Origin of the sequence: Vibrio sp. 10N.222.55.A1 (assembly GCF_041473835.1) — a bacterium.
Taxonomy (GTDB): domain Bacteria; phylum Pseudomonadota; class Gammaproteobacteria; order Enterobacterales; family Vibrionaceae; genus Vibrio; species Vibrio crassostreae_C.
The window spans coordinates 24362-44807 of sequence record NZ_JBFRSX010000006.1; the positions used below are offsets into that span (position 1 = coordinate 24362).

The 20446-nt window shown below is 44.6% G+C and carries 13 protein-coding genes and 1 pseudogene; 9 read left to right on the top strand and 5 right to left on the bottom strand.

Annotated features, from left to right (window positions below):
• Nucleotides 1-74 precede the first annotated feature (74 nt).
• From AB4493_RS01190 to AB4493_RS01210, 5 genes are all read left to right on the top strand, one after another.
• On the top strand, nt 75-2210 hold the full coding sequence (locus AB4493_RS01190; protein ID WP_372139199.1) for an LruC domain-containing protein: 2136 nt from the start codon (nt 75-77) through the stop codon (nt 2208-2210).
• A gap of 11 nt (nt 2211-2221) precedes the next feature.
• Nucleotides 2222-2857 (top strand): hypothetical protein, encoded by a 636-nt coding sequence (locus tag AB4493_RS01195; RefSeq protein ID WP_372154393.1) that lies wholly within the window; start codon nt 2222-2224, stop codon nt 2855-2857.
• Between the two features lie 206 nt (nt 2858-3063).
• Nucleotides 3064-3378 (top strand): hypothetical protein, encoded by a 315-nt coding sequence (locus tag AB4493_RS01200; protein ID WP_017061706.1) that lies wholly within the window; start codon nt 3064-3066, stop codon nt 3376-3378.
• Between the two features lie 123 nt (nt 3379-3501).
• Nucleotides 3502-4350: a sulfurtransferase gene (locus AB4493_RS01205; protein ID WP_017061707.1), complete on the top strand. Its 849-nt coding sequence runs from the start codon at nt 3502-3504 to the stop codon at nt 4348-4350.
• 385 nt (nt 4351-4735) lie between these two features.
• A complete protein-coding gene (locus tag AB4493_RS01210) occupies nt 4736-7030 on the top strand; it encodes a putative bifunctional diguanylate cyclase/phosphodiesterase (RefSeq protein WP_372154394.1) in 2295 nt (764 codons plus the stop codon).
• 91 nt (nt 7031-7121) lie between these two features.
• Here AB4493_RS01210 and AB4493_RS01215 read toward each other — a convergent pair whose 3' ends face one another.
• Both AB4493_RS01215 and AB4493_RS01220 read right to left on the bottom strand, forming a co-directional pair.
• Nucleotides 7122-8492: a glycoside hydrolase family 18 protein gene (locus AB4493_RS01215; protein WP_372154395.1), complete on the bottom strand. Its 1371-nt coding sequence runs from the start codon at nt 8490-8492 to the stop codon at nt 7122-7124.
• A 172-nt stretch (nt 8493-8664) separates the two neighbouring features.
• Entirely contained in the window at nt 8665-9669 is a 1005-nt protein-coding gene (locus tag AB4493_RS01220; protein WP_017064428.1) for a sugar-binding transcriptional regulator, read from the bottom strand.
• A gap of 459 nt (nt 9670-10128) precedes the next feature.
• Here AB4493_RS01220 and tal point away from each other — a divergent pair, with 459 nt between their 5' ends.
• Nucleotides 10129-11079, top strand: a complete 951-nt coding sequence (gene tal, locus AB4493_RS01225) for a transaldolase (protein ID WP_009845571.1) — start codon at nt 10129-10131, stop codon at nt 11077-11079.
• Between the two features lie 87 nt (nt 11080-11166).
• Nucleotides 11167-13158, top strand: a complete 1992-nt coding sequence (gene tkt / locus AB4493_RS01230; protein ID WP_372154396.1) for a transketolase — start codon at nt 11167-11169, stop codon at nt 13156-13158.
• A gap of 108 nt (nt 13159-13266) precedes the next feature.
• Here tkt and AB4493_RS01235 read toward each other — a convergent pair whose 3' ends face one another.
• Nucleotides 13267-14829 carry a methyl-accepting chemotaxis protein gene (locus AB4493_RS01235; protein ID WP_372154397.1) on the bottom strand — a complete coding sequence of 521 codons (1563 nt, stop codon included), beginning with the start codon at nt 14827-14829 and terminating at the stop codon, nt 13267-13269.
• 165 nt (nt 14830-14994) lie between these two features.
• A pseudogene (locus AB4493_RS01240) lies at nt 14995-15399 on the bottom strand (Lrp/AsnC family transcriptional regulator); the annotation flags it as partial.
• 409 nt (nt 15400-15808) lie between these two features.
• On the opposite strand from AB4493_RS01240, the gene AB4493_RS01245 reads away from it, so the two are divergent.
• Complete coding sequence (locus AB4493_RS01245) at nt 15809-16135, top strand: hypothetical protein (protein ID WP_372154398.1); 327 nt, start codon at nt 15809-15811, stop codon at nt 16133-16135.
• Between the two features lie 47 nt (nt 16136-16182).
• A complete protein-coding gene (locus AB4493_RS01250) occupies nt 16183-18948 on the top strand; it encodes an immune inhibitor A domain-containing protein (protein WP_372154399.1) in 2766 nt (921 codons plus the stop codon).
• A 213-nt stretch (nt 18949-19161) separates the two neighbouring features.
• Here the strand turns inward: AB4493_RS01250 and AB4493_RS01255 are convergent, their stop codons facing one another.
• Nucleotides 19162-20337, bottom strand: a complete 1176-nt coding sequence (locus tag AB4493_RS01255) for an MFS transporter (protein ID WP_372154400.1) — start codon at nt 20335-20337, stop codon at nt 19162-19164.
• Between the last annotated feature and the right edge of the window lie 109 nt (nt 20338-20446).

The following is a 20446-nucleotide window of genomic DNA, read 5'->3' on the forward strand; positions in this document are numbered from 1 at the left end:
GTTAAAAATCAACGCGTTAAATTTGGCACATAACTTGTAACTATATTTGTACCTTCCATCACAAGGATGTAGATATGAGAATTACAACGTTAAGTTTGCTATTAAGTGCCCCTCTAGTCGCCAACGCAGCGCCATTCGATACCTGCCCTAGTCAAGCATACCTCTTTCAGTCGAAACCCGTTGAAGTTTGGGGTGTAAACCTAGTAACAGGTTCAACCACTCTGTTGGAAGACGATACGGGTATGAACGCCAATATCAATGGTGTCGGTTTCGACTTTCAAGACAGATATATTTATGGCTATGACACCACCAACAAACGTTTAGTGCGTCTTGGTCAAGACTTCCAAGCAGAAGTTATCAATACCAGTGGCTTACCAACCGATCACACTTTCTATGTCGGCGACGTCTATGACCATGTTTACTACTTGTATCGTACAGGTAAGGGACTATTTACTGTTGACCTCTCTCCTTTAGACTCTGATCCGAATGCGACCGTCACGGTCAACAAAATCGCAGGCAGCCCTGCAACTGTAAAACTGACTGATTTTGCTTTCCATCCAAGTGATGGCTCTTTATATGGTATCGACAATAACTCGGGTGGCTTGTACAGCTTCAACCCAACTACAGGTGCAGAAACCTATATTGGTGATACCGGAGAAACAGGGACGTTTGGCGCAGGTTATTTTGATGTGAACGGCTACTACTACGTATCTCGAAATCAAGACGGTAAGATCTACCGTATCAACCTATCCCCAGATAACGCTGCAAACATCGCTGCAGGTGTCGTTCCTGCTGTAGAGTTCGTATCGAATGGCCCTTCTTCGAATCAAAATGATGGTGCTCGCTGTGCGAATGCGCCTGTCGTAGATGAAGATTCCAACATCGACTTCGGTGACGCTCCAGATACCTATCTAACGTTATTAGCAAGTAACGGTCCTCGACATGAACTAGATGGCGTGACTTGGTTAGGTACAGACGCGCCCGACGCCGATCTTGACGGCTACGTAACACCGCAATCGGATGAAAGCGTGGGTATTGATGATGAGTGGGCGAACGGTGGTATCGGTTTTGTAACCGCACTTGAAGCTGGTCTTGATTCAAAAGTGGTGATTGAGGCTTCAACAACCGGTTACCTTTCGGCTTGGATAGATTGGAACCAAGATGGCAGTTTCGATGGCGCCAACGAGCAAGTATTTACCGATTACCTGTTAGATGCGGGTGAAAACGATCTGTTCCTAAATGTCGATATCAACGCTCTGACCGGTACGACGTGGGCTCGCTTTAGATTCAGTCAACAAACCAACCTAAGTTACTTTGGCGGTTCAACCTCTGGTGAGGTGGTCGATATTCAAGTCGATGTTCTTAACGATGGTGCCACTGCTCGTTACTTCCCAAGTGCTTCTGGTTACGCAACGCTCGCGTACGAAGATAACTGGCCTTATAAAGCTGACTACGACATGAACGATGCTGTTCTTATGTATCGTATTACTGAAATCCTTAAAGATGGAAAAGTCGTTAAATCAACTATCGACGGCCGCCTAGCTGCTGTCGGGGCATCGTACAGAAATGGTTTTGCTGTTCGACTTCCTAACCTCGACCCGAGCTTGGTGAGTAGTGGTAGCTCTTACATGAAACACAACGGCGTATTCACTGACCTTGACCTAGAAGATGGACGTAGCGAAGCAATCTTTGTTATCGCCAATGACCTGACAGAAAAAATCAGCACTGGCTGTACCTTCTACCGCACCAGTAATGGATGTAAAGAAGATGAGCAGTTCTCGTTCCAAATTGGTATTACTTTAGCCGGTGACGGTGTGAGTACTGGCAGCTGGACCGATATGCCTTACGACCCGTTCATCTTCGCAACGCCTGGGTATTATCATGGTGAAAACCTACCTCTACATCCAGGACGCAGCTGGGAGGTTCACTTGCCAGACCAAGCTCCAACCGAAGCATTTGATACCACTAACCTCTTTGAAGCTGGTTTAGGCGTCGATGACAGTAATCCATCAACAGGTAAATACTTCAAAACAGTAGAAAACCACCCTTGGGCACTAATAGTGACTTCGGATGACGAATGGGAGTGGCCTTTAGAGTACGTCGATATTGTTACCGCTTACCCAGAGTTTAAAGAATACGCAGAATCCGGCGGTGAAACGAACCAAACATGGTACCAATCACCTGCAGACAACCAACGTTACGAACCATAAGGAGAGACGTTATGACTATTCACACTAAACAATATCGAGACAATCATTGCGTTGATTCAAGTCGCAATCTCTTTGAGGAAAAACGTATGTCTGTACAAAGCACTTGGAACATCAAGAAGTCACTAGCCGTTATTTTAGCTGCAGCGCCATTAGTATTAGCCGGCTGTGGAGGCGGCGGCGGTGGGGGCGGAAGTACATCTACGGCATCACCATCTACACCCTCGACACCTGCAACTCCGTCGAATCCGGTAACAGCAACGACTCCGGTAACAGCAACGCCTTCGCCGTCTCCCGAGACAAGTGCGGTAGCAGCGCAGAGCTATACGATGAGTGATTTGGTGGTACCTGATGGATTTGACTACAACTCTGTTGAACAGTTTGATCTCAACATTGACATCAGCAGCATTTCGACAGACCGTTCTTTTGTGACCGTTTATAGCCGCTTTAGTACAAGAGATGACTCAACCTTGAAGCCGGATTACTCCAGCAAGGTCATTGCGGGCCCACTAGATAACGGTGTGTTCGCCTCCAACTTTGCAGCACCAGTAAACCATGACGCACTCTTGATAGAGATTTGGTTTTACGATGGTCAACCTCCATTGCAACAAGTGGTTTCTAGCGGCGACTCTCAGATTGTCTGGCAGTAAATTGTTTAACAGCAGGTAACTTGTCGTTAGCGAGATCTCTGACGAAACAGAGTCAAAATGGATTGTTTGTAAGTAGGAAGTGAGCAGAAATGCTCACTTTTTTATTTTCGTCGAAGAGCAGTTAATTCAGCTTTCTTAGCGAGTAGCATTCACTTTACCACCAACCTCACTTATATTTTCAACATAACCTTCAAAGACTTACTCTCATGAAACAGTTAAAAATAGGTCTATTTATCTTAATGTGTGGCGTAGGCGTGTTAGTTGCCCTTGCCTATTTCCCGCTAACATCAGAGACGGGGCAACGTATTCAAGCCAAAGTAATTTCGAACACGCTTACTCAATCCTTAGATGGGCACAGGCGTTATCTGACGGTTCAGACAAAAGATAATGACGTATTTCGGCTCTCTATTGCTCCTACCACAGACTGCCCTATTGATTCTGTGGTCGCGCTTGATACATTAAACAATCAAATAACCGGACAAAGCAGTTATCAGTTCATCCACTGTCGAGCTGCACAGTAGCCATCGATGCAACAACGGTATTCGTAAAGCAACTGTATTCGCAAAAGCAACAGTAATCGCTCTACCACTGTATTCGCTAAAACAGTAAGAATCGCTAAAACAACAAGAATGGATATAACAATAATGAATCAGCCACTCATCTCACCACAACAACTTCAACAACGTTTGCTAGCAGAAGACAATATCATCATCCTCGACGCCAGCATCGAGTTTCAAATTCCAAGCGAGTCAGAAAAGATCAAAGGACAAATGATTCCTGGTGCTATTCGTTTTGACTACGACAAAGACTTTTGTAACAAGCACACTCTGCTTCCTCACATGTTTCCGAGCGAAAAACACTTCAACACTCGCACAAAAGAAATTGGCATCAATCAAGACAGTACGATTGTGGTTTACGATAACTCCGGAACCTTCGCTTCTCCTCGTGCGTGGTGGATGTTTATGGCAATGGGACACAACGACGTATTCATCTTAGATGGCGGTTTGCCAGCTTGGATCGAAGCCGGTTACGCGACCGAGACTGACTATCGCACCGAAGTAAAAGCGGGCAATTTTGAAGGCCATATTCAAGACAACTACTTTGTCAGTGCTCAGCAGATTGAAGGTTACTCAACTGACAAGAGCGCAAACATTGTAGATGCTCGTTCTCAAGCTCGTTTCGATTCAGAAGTTCCTGAACCACGTGAAGGCTTGCGTAGTGGCCATATACCGAATTCTATTTGCCTACCATTTGCCCAAGTACTCAAAAACGGCAAGTTAAAGTCCCAAGAAGAGCTTATTGATATCTTTTCAACGCTAGAATTAACGCCTTCTCAACCTATGTTCTTTAGCTGTGGCTCTGGCGTAACAGCTTGCATCATATTATTAGCCGCTAAACTCGCTGGCTATAACGGTGAAATGGGTGTTTACGATGGTTCATGGACGGAATGGGGTGCTAACGACAAACTCCCTATCGCCGTGACTAAAAAGTAATTCAACTTCGCTTAATGCAACTATTAGAATATACTACGCATGCATAAAGAGCTTACTGATAATGATGGCCCCACGTCTCATGAAGTAAGCCTCTATGTCGCAGTTAACGCTATGTTCATTTGAGACCAAGACTCGATTCACGCCGTTTGATTTGTAACCCACATCAACTTGCTAACCATAATTCGTGATTAATCATAAACTAATCGTTATCGACGTTATGAATACTAATTTTTCACTCAAGAATCTCTGCTCGTAGTCGTTACACTATTTAATCATTAATACTTTCATCATTGATGTTTGTATTTTTCGTTGCATGAATCGCGCTGACAACCCAATAGTTTGTCACTTGCAGTCTGTTAAAAGTAGTAACCAACAAAGGCATCTCATGGCTCTATTTAAGCAAAATATCTGGTCGCTGTACGCGTTTGTCGTACTACTGACCCTGATACTTTTCGCCGCGTTGGGAATAACAAACTGGAAAGCAAACAGAGACGACTTCATAGAGCAGCAACACATTCAGGTTGAGCTTTTTTCTAGCTCCGTCAACTCGCTGCTGACCAGTCAAGAAGCCTTGTTAGAAGTGGTTGGCCATCAACTGGCTCAACAGTCTGATTTCACACGTACTGCATCTATCCAGATTAGGCCAATATTAGACAAGCTACTTGAGACCCACCCTGCGATAGCAGCGTTTGGCTTGTTGAACACCGACGGTGATTACCTCTCGATTAGCTCAAATCTCGAACTTGCGAATCAAAGGAACTTGCTGCAATACGCGCCAACCAGAGGCTCCTTCCTAGACGCCCTATCAAGCAGTAGCATGGTGCTTGGCCGTACCTATTTTCAAGATTCGTTGAATAGCTTAGTCATCCCGCTGAGAAAATCCATTTCAATCGATGGCAAGAAAACCGATGCAGTAATGACCGCAGGGCTACGATTAGACGCAACGATCGTATTTGAAAATAATGCTCACGCCGGAAGTTTCAATACACTAAGCCTGATCAGAAAAGACAGCTATCGCCAGTTTTATTCAAGTGATATTGAATCTGAGAGTGCCTATTCCTCTCCAGTCGGCAAAGATGTCATACAGCGTATTGCAAGTATCTTTACCGACCACTTCGGAATTAGCGTACAAGAAGCGATGAATGGGCAAGAAACCTATTCTTTTGTTGTCGACGATGAAGAGTACCACTCTTTGATGAGCGCGAAATACATCCCAAACTACAAATTATGGGTGGTAGGACGTACGGATCTAACTCACGTCGATAGTATATTCATACAAGAGTTCAGCATTCTTTTCGTTGCCTTTATTTTTCTTCAGTTTGGTTTCTACTTTTTGGTTAAGTCGATTGCCAAGAATGAACAACGGACTCGTAGCCAACTCATTTATCAGGCGAACCATGACCCTTTAACCTCTCTGCCAAACCGTTTGTACATGCGTAGAAACATTGGTAAATGGATTGACGATGAGTCAGAGCCGTTTTCGCTGTTGTTTATCGATATCGATAACTTTAAATGCGTCAATGACACCCACGGGCATGACTTTGGAGATAAGGTTCTCAAACAGATCGCTTTGCGTTTGATGAGGTTCCGATCTCGCCTCAGCCTATTGGTACGTAAATCCAGTGATGAGTTTTTGTTCTTGACGCCCTTGTCGAATGAAGCTGAAATTAAACGACTCGCCAAGCGCATTATTGAAGTGCTTTCTCAACCTTATGAAGTTGAAAGCGCTCAGTTTTTGTTAGGTTGCAGCATCGGCGTAGCGCGTTTCCCAGAACACGGAAAAGATCTGGATAGCCTGTTACGTTCTGCCGATATTTCAATGTACAAAGCGAAACAGCAGCAAAACTCGTACAGTATTTTCACAACGGAAATGCAAGATGCTCATCTCTACAAAATGAAAGTAGAACAAAGGCTACGCATCGCTATCGAGAAACAAACGCTGTTCATGGTTTTCCAACCGCTGGTTCGTGCAAATGAAAGTATTCATGGTGTAGAAGCACTCGTGCGCTGGATTGATGAGGAATTGGGTTTTGTTCCGCCAGATGTCTTTATACCGATAGCAGAGAACACGGGGTTAATGCAAAAACTGGGGACTTTTATTATTGAGTCCAGCATTATGCAGATCGCCCACTTGCACCGAACAACAGAACAAAAAATCGGGCTGTCGATCAACATATCAGTGCGTCAGTTTTCTCATCAATCCTTCTCTGAGCACTTGTTCGCGACACTAGAAAAGTATCAACTCTCTCCTAGCTGTGTAACGCTAGAAATTACCGAGAGCTTGTTCATTGAAGATGTGACTTTGGTGAAACCGACTTTTGAAGCCCTCAAAGAGAAGAATATAAAGATCTCTTTAGATGATTTCGGGACAGGTTATTCATCACTAAGTATGTTGAAAGCACTGCCTATCGATGAACTTAAAATCGATAAGAGCTTTATTGAGAACATTGCTGTCGATCAGCAGTCACTCACCATGGTGCAAAACATCATCGCAATCGGTAAGAACTTCGGCATGGTGGTATTAGCAGAAGGCGTAGAATCAAACGAACACTTCGCAATTCTAAAGGCATGTGGATGTGACTTAATGCAAGGCTATTACTTCTCTCGCCCTATTCCTTATGATGAGCTGGCTACTCACCTAAACAAGAAAGTGACCGAGCACGCGGAATGTTCTGTTTAAGAACGTGAGTTAAATAGACGAGCTAAATAAGGTAGGCGGCTAAACACCTACCTTATTTTCTAGGTATTTTCTGTTCAGTTATTTATTCATTTCACTTTTTTTTCATTTCACTATGCATAACATCGATCAACTGCCCGGAAGGATCTCCTGATAATTCCCAAGTAAAAATGCCGCCTAGGTCTGATTTCTTCGCCCATTCCGCCTTTGCTTTAATAGAACGCTGATCTTCAAAAGATATGAATACTTTTTTATCTGGGTTCCACAAATAAGGTGCTTGAGCTTGCTCATCATACTTATACTCATAACCTTGTTTACTGCTGTAGTTATTCATAAGATCCCAAAACATGAAGTAACCGTTTTCACCGGTACCAAACTGCGCCCCTTGTTCAGAAACTAGGTCACCTTTAGGCAGCTCTCCAGCAAAGTCTTTTGTCCCTTGCCAACCTCGACCATAAAAAGCCGCCCCGATCACGAGCTTCTCGCTAGGAATACCTTGCTCTATCATCTGATTAATGAAGACATCAGCTCCCATTCCCCACCAACTGCGCTCGGTGGCATGTAAGTTTGTTGTGTGACCTGTTTGAGTTCCCCAGCCTCCGAGGAAGTCATACGTCATCGCAAACATGTTCGTCAGATATGGGCTAGCTGCGTTCCAGTCAATTTGAGCTGCCTTAGCACCAACACCGACAGCCGTTGAAAGCTCGTAATCTCTTTGAGTCGTCTTTGATAGAGCGTCCAAATCACTTCTGATTGTTTTTACTAAAAGAGTAAAAGCTTCACGCTCTAGCGCTTTTTGCTCATCCGTTAGTTTCGTCTCTGGGTTCCAAGGCGAAGTGGTTAAGCCGCCGCCTCCTGGGTATTCCCAATCAAGATCAATACCATCAAAGAAGTCGTATTTTTGGATCAATTCAACAGCAGTTTTTGAAAAGTGCGCAATGGCTTGAGGATCTTTCGCCATCGCATGGAAAGGTTCAGACATTGTCCACCCTCCAAATGAGGGCAAAATTTTGATATTTTGATTGTCGGCCTTCAGTTGAGCTAACTGGGCAAAGTGACCTTTATAGGCGACATCAACACCCACGTCTCCGAAATCGACTTCTAACGAAGCTTCTTTATCCACAATAATCGCGGTATATGGTTGTTTGTCTGCACATTGCTGCTGAATTTGTTTTTGGACGGGCTCACCAGCACCGCTATGAGGACCACACATGCTCAAGAAGGCGTAAATAATATGTGAGAGCTTGTCTGCAGGTATGTCGTCAACGGTATAAGGGTTGTCTTTATTCAGATATTGCCAATCCGCAAAATACCCTGCGACGACTTTATCATCGGCATGTACTGTAGGTGTGAGCATACAAGCCGTGGCTATTGAGCTAAGCCCAAAGATAGAAATAGATTTAAAGATAGAACTTGATTGGTCACTGTTGCTAGAAATAGCGTGTGTGATAAATGACAGTTTCATAATTATCTCCTTTAGTGTGGCTTAACATTAAAGAGTGATAATTCTTTCAACCGCTGAACAAATTCACTATTCGAGTCATGTCTAATAGTTATCCCCCTTATTGCACTGGTTTCATTAGGGGGATTTTCCATGATTACTCAAATAGTGAATTCAACGAAGCACAAATATCTTACTATTCACTGCCGTATGGTTTATTCACGCTAAGTTGTTCGTCCAAATTAAGTACCGTTAAAGCATTACTTACGCTGGTTGCGATCACGTCTACCACGCCGGTTCTTAGTGCACCTAACAAAGCGAGTGGTTTACTGTTCTCGGCTGCAATGGCAATGACTTCTGCAATTGGGCGGAATTCTTCCAAGGCCAAACCAATCACACGGTCACTCATTACTGTGTTTGCTGTTTTACCGTGAACATCGAAAAAGTCATAACCCGCAAAGTCACCGACGACTCCTTGCAATAAACGAGATTGAACGACCTCACCTGCGGTAAACCAACCTAAGTCGACCATATAGCTGTTTTCGCTCATATCACCGATACCGACCAAAGCGACATCGGCTTTTCGAGCGAGATCGAGGGTCTGCTTAACGGTGCTGTTTTCCATGAATGCGGTTTTTTGCGCTTTATTCTCGGCATAAGCAGGCGCGTACAAGGTTTCAGAGGATCCACCGTACTTTTTGGCTAGCTGCCTGCATATATGGTCGGCATTAAACATACCGCCTCTTGGGTGAATACCGCCGATACCACACACGAATTTACAGTCTCGTGGCGTAATTACGCCAGTGTGGTGAGCAACAGACGATACGTTTCGCCCTTGCCCTACTGTCACCACCATACCGTTTTTCAGTGTACTGGTAAGATAGTTCGACACTAAACCGGCTACTTGGAGTCGTTGCTTCTCTTCATTCGGTTGGTCTAGTGCCACAAGCGCACGCTTTACACCAAATCGTTCGATCAAACGTTGCTCGATCTTCGCACTAAAGACGGGGTGATATTTCACGGTGATCTCAACAATGCCCTCATCTCGGGCTTGCTTGAGCATTCGACCAACCTTTGCACGGGAGATAGAGTACTTTTTAGATATCTCTTCTTGCGTGGCACCATCTTGATAATAAGCAACCGCGACTTCAGTGAGGAGATCAGTGTTTTCTTCGGAAACATCTTGGATATTCTTACTCATATACCACTCAACCAATATTTAACAATTATTTTACCTGCTTGAAGAACAAATGTTCGATGCTTAAGCAAGTGATACACAAGTTTACACCCCGAACATATGTAACAGCAAGGTACATTTGCTCATAGTCATAACCATGGTTTTGTTGTTGATTAATTCACCTCACTTTGCTCGTTAAACGTTTGCTTGCATAGCCCATGATTACTAGAGCGAAATATATTTGACTGAAGTCACCATACAGTACTATTTACCGTTGACTTTGGGGCTAGATCGGATAAATATGGCTACATCATTTACTCATCGAGCGATCAAATGTTCTGTGCAAATGTTCGTTCGGAGAAAAATTTAAATTAATGTAAGTTTGGCTCACTGGTACAACCATTGAGAACTTCATTAGTTAGCTTGCAAATGCCCACACCTCTCCCATTAATGAGGTGTTATGCGATACATAGGATGATCAAAATGAGCAATAAATTAGAGCAACTTCGTAAACTAACAACTGTTGTAGCTGACACTGGCGATATCGAAGCTATCAGCAAGTACACTCCTGAAGATGCAACAACTAACCCATCTCTAATTCTTAAAGCTGCTCAAATTGCTGAGTACGCTCCTCTAATCGATGCTTCTATCGAATACGCAAAAGCGCAAAGCGGTGATAAAGCACAGCAAGTTCAAGATACTTGCGACATGCTTAACGTGAACATCGGTAAAGAAATCCTAAAAGTTGTACCTGGCCGTATCTCTACTGAAGTAGATGCTCGTCTTTCTTACGACATGGAAGGCAGCGTTGCTAAAGCTCGTCAACTTATCAAAATGTACAACGACGCTGGCATCACTAATGACCGCATCCTTATCAAACTGGCTTCTACTTGGGAAGGCATCCGTGCTGCTGAAATCCTAGAGAAAGAAGGCATCAACTGTAACCTAACGCTTCTATTCTCTTTCGCTCAAGCTCGTGCTTGTGCTGAAGCTGGCGTATTCCTAATCTCTCCTTTCGTTGGTCGCATCATGGACTGGTACAAAGCGAAAGAAGGTCGTGATTTCGAAGCTTCAGAAGATCCAGGTGTAATCTCTGTTTCAGATATCTACAACTACTACAAAGACCACGGCTACAAAACTGTTGTTATGGGCGCAAGCTTCCGTAACATCGGCGAGATCCTTGAACTTGCTGGTTGTGACCGTCTAACTATCGCTCCTCAACTTCTAGCAGACCTAGAAGCAGCAGAAGGCGAAGTAGTAGAGAAGCTAATCGACTCTAACGGTACTAAAGAGCGTCCAGCAGCGATGACTCACGCTGAGTTCCTATGGGACCACAACCAAGATGCAATGGCTGTTGAGAAACTGGCTGAAGGCATCCGCAACTTCGCCGTTGACCAAGGCAAACTAGAAGACATGATCGCAGCTAAGCTGTAATCACTCTTACCAAATTCAAATAGGGGAACGTTCAGTTCCCCTACTTTTATCAATTTTGTTTTTCTTAATTTTTATTCGGAAGTTCTTATGAATCGCAAACATCTAGCTAACGCTATTCGTGCTCTAAGCATGGACGGCGTACAACAAGCAAACTCTGGTCACCCAGGCGCACCTATGGGTATGGCAGACATCGCTGAAGTACTTTGGCGCTCTCACCTAAACCATAACCCAGCAAACCCAGAGTGGGCTGACCGCGACCGTTTTATCCTGTCTAACGGCCACGGCTCAATGCTGATTTACTCTCTGCTTCACCTAGCAGGTTACGAGCTTTCAATTGAAGATCTTAAAAACTTCCGTCAACTGCATTCTAAGACTCCAGGTCACCCAGAGTACGGCTACGCACCAGGCATCGAAACGACTACAGGCCCTCTAGGTCAAGGCATCACCAACGCTGTTGGTATGGCAATGGCAGAGAAAGCGCTAGCAGCACAGTTCAACAAAGAAGGCCACGACATCGTAGACCACTACACTTATGCATTCATGGGTGATGGCTGTCTGATGGAAGGTATTTCTCACGAAGCATGTTCTCTAGCAGGTACGCTTGGTCTTGGTAAGCTGGTTGCTTTCTGGGATGACAACGGTATCTCTATCGATGGCGAAGTTGAAGGTTGGTTCTCTGACGATACACCTAAGCGTTTCGAAGCTTACGGCTGGCACGTAATCCCAGCGGTAGATGGTCACGATTCTGACGCTATCAACGCAGCGATTGAAGCGGCTAAAGCAGACCCTCGCCCTACTCTAATCTGCACTAAAACAGTGATTGGCTTTGGTTCTCCAAACAAAGCAGGTACGCACGACTGTCACGGTGCTCCACTAGGCGCTGAAGAAATTGCAGCAACACGTAAAGAATTAGGTTGGGAGCACGGTCCTTTTGAAATTCCGTCGGAAGTTTACTCAGAGTGGGATGCGAAAGAAGCAGGCGCAGCTAAGGAAGCAGCGTGGAACGAGAAACTTGCAGCTTATGAAGCAGCATACCCTGAGCTGGCAGCAGAATTTAAACGCCGCGTAAACGGTGACCTACCAGCTGAGTGGGAAGAGAAAGCATCGGCAATCATCGCTGATCTTCAAGCTAACCCAGCAAACATCGCATCACGTAAAGCATCTCAAAATGCTCTAGAAGCGTTCGGTGCTATGCTACCTGAATTCATGGGCGGCTCGGCTGACCTTGCGCCTTCTAACCTAACTATGTGGTCGGGTTCTAAGTCTCTTGAAGCAACTGACTTCTCTGGTAACTACATCCACTACGGTGTACGTGAATTCGGTATGACGGCTATCATGAACGGTATCGCTCTGCACGGTGGTTTCGTACCATACGGCGCAACGTTCCTAATGTTCATGGAATACGCTCGTAACGCTATGCGTATGGCTGCTCTGATGAAAGTTCAGAACATCCAAGTTTACACGCACGACTCTATCGGCTTAGGCGAAGATGGTCCTACTCACCAACCGGTTGAACAGATCGCTTCTCTACGTCTAACGCCAAACATGAGCACATGGCGTCCATGTGACCAAGTTGAGTCTGCTGTTGCTTGGAAACTAGCAATCGAGCGTAAAGATGGTCCTTCTGCACTTATCTTCTCTCGTCAAAACCTTGCACAACAAGATCGTGACGCTGAGCAAGTAGCAAACATCGCTAAGGGTGGTTACATCCTGAAAGATTGTGAAGGCAAGCCAGAGCTTATCCTTATCGCAACGGGTTCTGAAGTTGAGCTAGCGGTTAACGCTGCTGCTGAGCTAACGGCTGAAGGTAAGAAAGTACGCGTAGTTTCTATGCCTGCTACTGATGCGTTCGACAAACAAGACGCGCAGTACCGTGAGTCTGTACTTCCATCTGACGTAACGGCACGTATCGCTGTAGAAGCTGGCATCGCTGACTTCTGGTACAAGTACGTTGGTTTCGGTGGCAAGATCATCGGTATGACAACGTTCGGCGAATCTGCACCAGCAGGTGAGCTATTCAAGATGTTCGGTTTCACTACTGAAAACGTAGTAAACACAGCGAAAGAGCTTCTAGCTTAATCTTAAATACATTGTCTCGCCCTTCAATGGGTTGATGCATACAGAAAGCCCCGCATGAAAATGCGGGGCTTTTTTTGTCTTTTCTCTCATTCGGATTAAATCTAACGGCTATTTTTCTTCGAAACGCTTTGCCAGTTGGTAGAACTCATTGACTCGTTCTTTTAGCTCTGTGGAGTGGTCTTTCACAGAATGCGTTGCCACTAAGTTTTGTTCTGCGGTCGAGGCGATAGACTGCATATGCAGATTGACTTCACTCGACAGCTCACGTTGCTTATGAGCAGAACTTTCAACAGACTGCATGAGTTCATTCATGGATTGCATTAGGTTTTCGACTTCCGACAAGCGCTCTGCACTCACCTTCGCAACATCACCACATGCGTCCGTTTGCTTACGGTTCGCCAGAATATCTTTTTGCCACCCTTCAATCGTCGTTAGCATGGTATCGATGCTCTCTTTGATCTGAACCGTAGCCTTTGAGGTTCGACCCGACAATGCACGGACTTCGTCGGCAACAACGGCAAAGCCTCGTCCTTGCTCGCCCGCTCTCGCCGCTTCAATCGCAGCGTTCAGGGCCAACAAGTTGGTTTGTTCGGCGATTCCACCAATCTCTTCCATTATCTTGCTTACGCTCTGCGCTTGATCGCTCAGTTGGTAAGTCGTTTGAGTCGCCTTTTCAGCCTGAGAAGCTAGGCTCTCTAAGTTTTGATGAGTTTGATTAATGCTTTCTTTAGCGCCAGCACAGGTTTGCAAAGTCACATCAACAATCTGATGCGCTTCTTCTGTGCGAGAAGAGACCTCATTGGCGGTGACTTCAACCTCTTCAGTCGCCTCTCGTACTTGAAGAATGTCCTTAGTCTGTTGATCTAAAGCATCTGAAACTTGATAAGAAGTCGCGTTAAGATTGTCGGCTAAATCTTGTAACGGCTTAGCTGAATCAGTCATACGGCCTAACACTGTTCTGATTCGAGCAGATAGCAACTTCAAATGGAAATCGGCGATAGAGAACTTACTATTACCAGAGTAGACGAGACGACTCACACTATCGAATTTCGACTGCAACTTTTTAAGCTGTAAAGGCGTATCAACAAGCTCTTGTCTGAATAAGAGTGCCAACGCAGAAACAGGAAGTAAGCTTAGTAACCATCGCGACATTTGCCCTACTTCAACGAGGTTTGAAATTAACGGCGCAGCCAAAGAGCCTAACAACACCGCATAACGAACACTGTCACTGATCTGTAACGACCATTGACGACCCGACGTCTCTGCTTTCAATAAGCTTTGGTAAGCCTTATCCGCGACTTGTACCCATTCGTTTTTCGGCTTAACACGAACAGACTGATAGCCACTCACCTTTCCGCCATCGTAAATAGGGGTAACGTAAGCATCAACCCAGTAGTAACCACCGGATTGGGTTTTATTTTTTACGATACCGCGCCACGCTTTACCTTGCTTTAGGTTAACCCACATATCAGCAAAAGCGGCTTTCGGCATATCGTTATGCCTTACGATATTGTGGTGTTGCCCTAGCAATTCTTGTTGGCTGTATTCCGCTATGCGACAAAAAGCATCATTACTGTACGTAATCACGCCTTTTAAATCAGTGGTAGAGACAAGTTGTTCGTTTTCGCTGAGAAGCGTTTCACGAGATTGAGTAGATGAGCTGACAGTCATTATATTAACTTAGGTTAATTATTATTTTAGGCGAGGAATATATACAATTATTAAAGTTATGACAAAATGTGAACGTCACATTTTGTGTAAATGCCTGCTATTTATACAAATATTAGCTAAGTACCTCACAAAGCTAATAACTTCACTATCTTCTCATGCCAACAGTCACGACTCATCTAAGTTTACGGCAGTGGTAAATTTCACGGTTCTCATTGAGACAGAGGTATGGAATTTACGAATATTCAGATCTTTGCGTAGTACTCGCTCCACAAAGTCTTCGTAGGCTTGAATGTCTTTGACCGTCACAATCAGCATGAAATCAAAGCTGCCTGATATCTGATAGCACTGCGTGACCTCTTCTGCCTTTGAAATAGAATGGCGAAAGATTTGGTAAATATCCCCTCGATCACGCTCCATTTCCACGGACACAACCAAAGTCATCTTACTGCCGGTCAGTTCTGGATTAATGATGGACACACCACCGACAATCACGCCCTCTTCTCTCAGCCGTTTCACTCGCTTTAAGCAAGCAGGCGGTGACAACCCGACCAGCTCTGCTATTGTTAAATTTCACGTCATTTAAACACTGAAAGTTACTCTCAATACCCTAATTATTGATATTTTGAGTAAAAATAATTTGAGCATGGGTATTTACTAATGACTCAGTTATTACATGCGTATTTTAAAACACCGATAATAAAAAATTATCTTATTAGTTAGAACCCAACGCCTTGTATAAAGCGCCCTCCAGAATAATAACCACGACCTAATCAATGTTATTAAACATCCAAACTATCAACTATTCATTCAACAAAACCCATTAAATAACTGACAATAGAATAAATAACACTCCTTATTTTATATTAACTCTAAATGTTGAAACCGGAACGAATAATTAATTGTAATAATTATTCGTTTGATTGGTAAATTTTATAAATATATTTTATTACATAATCAAAACTGATAACTTGATATAAGAATGTCACACAAAACAATGGCTTTAATGGTTCTAATTTTTTCCTCACTGTCACAGGCTTCCACTATTGAGGACGACGAACTATTGCTGAAGTCATTGATTAAACAAGGTGTTATCTGTTCAGGCTTAACCTATGAGGAAAATCAAGAAGCTTTGCGTATCTATCTCAACGCTAAAAAAGTGAAGAGCACTCCGTTTGATTCAAAAAATAGAAAAGAGACAACCAATACAAAAGAGATAGAAGGTAAAAAACATACAACAAACACACGTCAGTTAAATAAGACACCACTAGAGTGTATTAGGCCAAACTCGGACAACAGATCCGAATAAGGCAAGTTGATACTGATATCGACATGGAAATATAAAAAGGAAATATAATGAAAATGATGAGAAGAACATTGTTGGCTTCAGCAATGCTTACTCTATTTAGCGTCAGTGGTTATGCAAAAACACCTATTGATTTAGGCGTAGTTAATGAAGATAAACTCATTGAAATGCTAGTTAGACAAGGCTTAGTCGACCAAGATGCAACCGATGCAACCGATGCGGCAAAGCGCGATGCGCTTGACCGTTACTTGAAAAATAAAATCAATTCCGGTTTCAAAGGCGATGCTCAATTCGGAAAAAAAGCACTTGAGCAACGCGCAAAAATACTCAAAGCCATAGAAAAAGGGTCTGGCGTTAAAAAAGCGAGTGTCTTTGCTTTAGAAGTCGGCACCAAGCGCACCGATAAAGTACTCGCTCTATTGGTCGATTTCCCTGATTTGAACTGGGATGACAACAAGTTGACCGAAGAGCACACGCAGATGCTCTACGAGAGCTACAACCCTGAACATTATCAAGAGTTGTTGTTTTCAAATTCTGGCTACACAGGGCCAAATGGCGAAAACCTAATCTCGATGCGCCAATATTACCAAAGCGAATCAGGCGACAGTTACAGCGTTTCAGGTCAAGCGGCAGGTTGGTATCGCGCCTCTAAGCCTGCGTCATTCTATGGTGGCAACTCCCCTACCACCGACAACGACCTAAACGCCCAAGAACTGGTTCGTGAAGCGCTGAATCAACTGGCTCAAGATCCGAGTATCAACCTTGCCGATTACGACATCGAAGATCGTTACGATTACGACGGTGACGGAAATTTCCGCGAACCCGATGGTGTGATTGACCACCTGATGGTGTTTCATGCATCGGTAGGCGAAGAAGCCGGTGGTGGCGTGTTAGGCCCTGATGCGATTTGGTCTCACCGATTCAACCTTGGTCGCACTCATGTACTGGAAGGTACTTCTAGCTCGCTTCCAGATCGATTTGGTGGCCAATACGCGGCGTTCGATTACACCATTCAACCGATTGATGCGGCTGCAGGTGTTTGTGCCCACGAATATGGCCATGATTTAGGCTTACCAGACGAGTATGACACGCAATACACAGGCAGAGGCGAACCGGTTTCTTACTGGTCAATCATGTCTTCGGGCAGTTGGGCTGGTCAAATTGGTGGTACACAACCAACGGCATTCAGCTCTTGGGCAAAACACTTCCTACAGAAATCGATTGGCGGACGTTGGGTTAACGATGATCAGCTCTCGATTGATGACCTAGAAGACAATCCACAAGTGTATACGCTGTTCCAAACAACGGATAACAGTCGTCCTAACATGATCAAAGTGGATCTTCCTGAAAAGCAGATTGAAAGTCTGAAACCCTTTGAGGGCGAGTATTCATTCCACTCTCAAAAAGGCGATGATCTGAAAAACAGTATGACTCGCAAGTTGATGATCCCAGCGGGTGATTCTGCACTGCTGTCTTTCAAAACTTGGTATGAGATTGAAAAAGACTACGACTTTGCGCGCGTGCTAATCAACGGACAAGCCATTGCAGGAAACATTACCTCAATGGACGATCCATACAACACGGACCTCGTTCCTGCTATTGGCGGCGAATCTGGCGGATGGGTCGACGCTGAGTTCGACGTTTCACAATGGGCAGGCCAAGAAGTGGAACTGTCTTTTGAATACATCACCGATGGCGGCTTAGCAATGGAAGGCTTCTATTTAGATAACCTTGCTGTTGTTGTCGATGGTGAAGTGACCTCAATAGACGATGGTGAAAGCAACTCCACCTTCGCCCTTAATGGTTACAAGCTGAGTAATGGATTCCATCAAGCGCAGCACTACTATCTATTGCAATGGCGCAGCCACATGGATGTTGATGAAGGCCTAGCGAACATCAAACGCATGGGACAACTGATGTCATTCGACCCTGGCTTGATCATTTGGTACGTCGACGAATCACTAACCGACAACTGGGTAGGTAAACACCCTGGTGAAGGTTGGTTAGGCGTGGTCGATGCAGACCAAAATGCAATGGTGTGGGCAAACTCTGGTGAAGCGGCTCAAACACGCTACCAAGTTCGAGACGCAGCGTTTTCACTCAAAGATCATACTCCAATGCGTCTTGTAAACAGCGACAACGATGTACTCGAAGATACCAGTTTGGTTGGCAATGCTAGCTTCTCGGATGACCAAGATTACACATCGCCTCAAGCACCAGATTCAGGACGCATCCTGACGGAGTTTGGTTTAGCGGTCGATATTGTGAATCAGAGTGATAACAACGAATACGGTGTGGTTCGCTTATCTAAAGTAAGCCAACACAACATCGTTCCTACTGCGAACTTCGAGCTTAATGTGACTGGTCTGACTGTTTCTGCAAACAACTTCAGCTCAGACCAAGACGGTGAGATCGCCCGTTACCTATGGGACTTTGGGAACGGCACAACAAGTAACGAAGTGGCACCAACTTGGTCTTACGAGCAAGCGGGCGAATACACGGTGAACTTGACTGTTGTCGACGACAAAGGCGCTACCGCTTCATTTAGCTCCGTAGTGAGTGTTGAATCTCCAAACGCCCTTCCAGAAGCGAGCGCGAAGTACATTCACTTGGGCCGCTGGGTAACCATGTGGTCTACAAGTTCAGACAGCGATGGTCGTATTGTTGATACCGAGTGGACACTTCCAAACGGAAAGGTGAAACGAGGTCGCACATTCACGTCAATCTTCCCTTCATACGGAAAGCACGAGGTGACACTGAAGATAATCGATGACCAAGGTGGGATTACCACTAAGACAATTTTGGTCGACCTGTAAATCATCGCTGGCTCTGTCATGCGTATTTACAACACAAGCTTAAGTACTGTTGTCACAGGATATAAGCCACGACAGCAGTTTTAAGAAAACGTTATTATTTAAGCCGTAAGCAAAGGCCCTACCGATTTGGTAGGGCTTTTTATTGGTCGCAGTTCGAGATACTAGGGTTTTAATCACAGTAACAAATTTACTGAACCACCATTCGATGAGCCATTACACAGGCTGCTTTTGAATACGCGATTTACGAGCACTGAATGCGAACAGCAAGATAACAGCTAACACGAATGGTATTACGTAGATATTGAGGTTCTGCCACCCTGCTGTCGATTCTAGCCAGCCAGAGAGCATCGCTGTAATCGTCACACAGCCAAAGACAATAAATTCATTAAACGCTTGTGCCTTAGCTTTATTCTGCGATTGGTAGGACTGACTAAACAAACCTGTTGCCGCGATAAACATGAAGTTCCACCCGACACCAAGCACAACTAGAGCCGCTCTGAAGTGCCAAATAGATTCGCCATGAATGTTAATCGCGATACAGACAACGAACAGCACCCCACCCGCTAAGATCATCATTCTTGAGCCAAACTTCTCGATAAGTGAACCAGTAAAGAATGCAGGAACAAACATCCCCAATACGTGCCACTCAATGACGCCCGCTGCTTTGGTAAAGTCAAAGCCACAACCAATCATTGCCAATGGCGTTGCTGTCATCAGGATATTCATCACCGCATAAGCGACCATGGCAGCAAACACTGCGCCAATAAAGTTAGGCGCTTTTACTATCACACTGAGAGGATCGGATTTAGGTGCCTGACTATTAAAAGAGACTTTTGGAAACTGAATTGTTTGTAAGATGAGTAACGCAAGAATGTTCAATCCAATCAAAGAAGCAAAAGCACCAATGTACAAGCCATCTTGCGACCACTGTTGCGACATAATCGCCAAATTTGGCCCTAATACCGCGGCTAAAACGCCACCAGCCATCGAGATAGAGATCGCTCGATGACGTGCATTTTCATCACACACCTCGATTGCAGCAAAACGATAAAGCGTGCCAAAACCTATGCCTATCCCAAGTAAGAACGTAGCGAAACAAAACAGATAGAAATTTTGCTGAGACAGTGCGTAGGTGGCAAGACTAGCTCCTGTAATGCCAACCACATTACCAATGCTAAATCCTCTCTTTCTCCCTAACTTGCCTGAAATTAAAGATGCAGGAATAGTGGCTGCCATTAGACCCAAAAACTGCAGTGCAACCGGCAAGGTGATCATGCTGACACTGGGTGCAATCTGCTTACCGATCAAACCAATCACAGAGATCAGTAATATGTTACCCGTCATCAACAAGGCCTGACACAGTGAGAGCAGCCAAACATTTCTATTCATCTTCGTTCCTAAATATGAGCACAGTTGGTCAATAGACCAAAAATTCAACAAAGTCGCAACACTTTGTTACTCATAGCAACTCTACAAAGCGACCAATAGACCAATAGAC